The organism is bacterium (assembly GCA_037131655.1).
In the GTDB taxonomy this organism is placed as follows: Bacteria; Armatimonadota; Fimbriimonadia; order Fimbriimonadales; family JBAXQP01; genus JBAXQP01.
Map to the genome: position 1 here is coordinate 1 of JBAXQP010000334.1, position 2,758 is coordinate 2,758.

At 47.6% G+C, this 2,758-nt stretch carries 3 protein-coding genes; 2 read left to right on the forward strand and 1 reads right to left on the reverse strand.

Features of this window, described 5'->3' with window-relative positions; all coding sequences use genetic code 11:
- On the reverse strand, positions 1 to 867 hold an 867-nt coding region (locus WCO51_12005), incomplete at its 3' end, for an ankyrin repeat domain-containing protein (protein MEI6513976.1).
- A 173-nt stretch (positions 868 to 1,040) separates the two neighbouring features.
- Between WCO51_12005 and WCO51_12010 the strand changes: the two genes are divergently transcribed.
- Both WCO51_12010 and WCO51_12015 read left to right on the forward strand, forming a co-directional pair.
- Positions 1,041 to 2,084: a uroporphyrinogen decarboxylase family protein gene (locus WCO51_12010; GenBank protein ID MEI6513977.1), complete on the forward strand. Its 1,044-nt coding sequence runs from the start codon at positions 1,041 to 1,043 to the stop codon at positions 2,082 to 2,084.
- Positions 2,084 to 2,758, forward strand: a 675-nt coding sequence (locus WCO51_12015; protein ID MEI6513978.1) for a glycoside hydrolase domain-containing protein, incomplete at its 3' end; no start/stop codon positions are given. The genes WCO51_12010 and WCO51_12015, both read left to right, overlap by 1 nt.

Sequence of the window (2,758 nt, forward strand, 5' to 3'; positions counted from 1 at the left end):
CTTCGCCCCATGGGCTTTGAGAAGAGCGACGATGTCTTTGTGACCTTTCTCAAAAGCTAATTCCATGGGTGTTTCACCAGATTTGGTTTTAGCATTAACCTTTGCACCTTTATGAATTAACAACTCACAGGTATCCTTTTGGCCTGCTAATGCTGCAATATGTAACGGCGACAGCTCTTTCACTCCAATGGCATTTATTTTTGCGCCTTTACTTATTAATAGTTCACAGCAATTCTTGTGTCCGAGCATAGCTGCGTAATGCAAGGGGGTGAAATTATCATGATCTTTCGCATTCACATTTGCCCCTTTACGTATCAAAAGCTCACAGACATCTTTTTGGCCAGTACCTGCTGCATATTGCAACGGAGTATTGCCTTCTTTGTCTTTGGCATTAACTATTGCCCCTTTGTTAATCAGAAGCTCACAGACATCCTTATGGCCAAGTGTTGCAGCCTCATGCAAAATGGACCATCCATTCATAATCTTTGCGTTAACATTTGCTCCATTGTCTATCAAGAGCTCACAGATATCCACATGGCCTGAACCTGCAGAAAGCATCAAAGGAGTGTTACCCAACTTATTGATGGCATTTACATCTGCCCCTTTGCGTATTAATAACTCACAGTGCTCTATATCACCTTTTTGGGCTGCAAGATGCAATGGAGGATTCCCGTCTTTATCTCTAGCATTCACATCCACTGCATCATCGATAGGAGAGTTTGGAGCCGATGTTTGGTCTTGAGATGCCAACATTTGGTGTTGGGGCGCATTCGTACTCCGCTGGCCCGTCCAAATGCCTGCAAAAGCATTGAAATTAAGGCAAACAAATATGAGAGGAAGTGCAATCCGAATGTATACCTTTCTCATTTCGAGTTCTCCTGTCGCTTCGATATCTGATCTATATAATAATACTCCACTTATTCGATTATTCCTGCAAACTTTCTGCAATCCTAGATAATATAATACTAATCTGAAGGGGTGCAACCGCAGGTTCGAGCGTGGCATAATAGTTGGAGTTTTTGATTGGGGGGAATGGGAAAATGGAATATTCACTTGAGCCTTTACCGAAGGAAGAAGTAATTGCGGCGATTGAGCGGCGGGGGCCGGTGCGGATTCCGATGTTGATGAACATTTGGTGGGGTGAAGGGTTGGAGGAGCAGCATGGGGCGCGTCTTGATTCCTTGTTTCGTTACCCCACGGACGTTGTGATGGAGGGCTTCCGCTTTCCTCCGGTCGAGTATCCCTGGTATGACCCTGAGGCGCGGGGGAAAATTGGGCATGACAGCGGGGGCGTGCTTTGGGATTGGCGCTACCTCGATGACTATATCGCGACCCTTCCCGATTACAACGCGCCGGGATTGTCTGATGCCACCAAGTTATATGTCGATGATGCCAGAGCTAAAAATCTCTATTATATTTTCTCAAAGTGGGGGTTATTTTTTGAGCCGTGCTGGGGACTGCGGGGGATGCAGAACCTTATGATCGATTATTATGAGAACCCCGATCTTATTCACAAGCTGAATGATGCGTTGTGTGATAACACTTGCGGCCTTATTCGAAGGGCGGCCAAAGACTTTCAACCCAATGGGTTCTGGTCGAGCGATGACCTAGGCCACCAACAACAACTCATGATGCGCCCCGAGACTTTCCGTGAGTTTCTACTTCCCTATTACAAGCGGGTCGGCAAGACTTGTAAGGAATTCGGAATGCACTTCTGGCTACATAGCTGCGGCGATAATACGGAGATTATAGAAGACCTAATTGAAGCAGGGGTAAACGTCTTCCATCCGGTTCAGAAGCACGCTATGAAAGAGCAGGAGATTGCGGCAAAATATGGCGACCGCATGACTTTTTTGGTTGGCTTCGATGTGCAAGACAAGATTGTAAACGGCACTCCTGAAGAAGTGCGGGCCGAAGTGCGGTATTTGATGGACACCTTCGATCGACCGGATGGCGGCATGTGCATCGCTGCCGGCAACGGAATTGTGGGCGGCACACCGTTTGAGAACATCGAAGTGTTTCTGGATGAATCGGTACGTTACGGCTACGAGCACAGGGCGAAAATGAATGGAGTTAAGCGCTAATGAAGTACGGGATCGGCAACTGGTCTGAGAAACGGGGCAATCATCGCGCCATCTTACATGTAGATGAAGCTGCAACAGTCGTGTGGGCGCACATCCCATGGCGGCGCAGGGATTTGCAACCTGAGTTAAAAGATACGATTGTCATCAATACTCAGACCGGCGAACGGGTGATGAATACCAGCCAAATGTGTATTCTTCGTGAGTTCGGCATCATCGTATTCGAGGCAGAAACTGCCGGTACTTATGAAGTTTATTACCTGCCGAATAAGCGCACCGGCGATTGGTGGTTTCAGTTCACCGAATATTCCCCCCCAGCGAATACCGCACGACCCGGTTGGTTGGCTAAGTTGAGGAATGGAGCTTGGCGGTTTAACACCTTCCAAGCGAAGGTAGTTGAGATACAAGCTCGAAGTGAGTTCGACCGGTTCGATCCGATGGAAGTGATTGCTACCTTTGAAGAGACCTGTAAGCTGACGCTTGCACGCCCAAATGAGCCTTATCTTCTCTTCCCCGAAGACCGCAAATTCCCCATCCGAATGACCGACGACCTACCTTTGCGATGGATTGAGAATGGCCCTTCATCATCGTTTAAAGGAACTGCTTGCCGCAACGAATACTATGTTTTTCAGATCGGTCTTTACGCGCTTCAGGAGATTGAGGATATAAAATTCCGC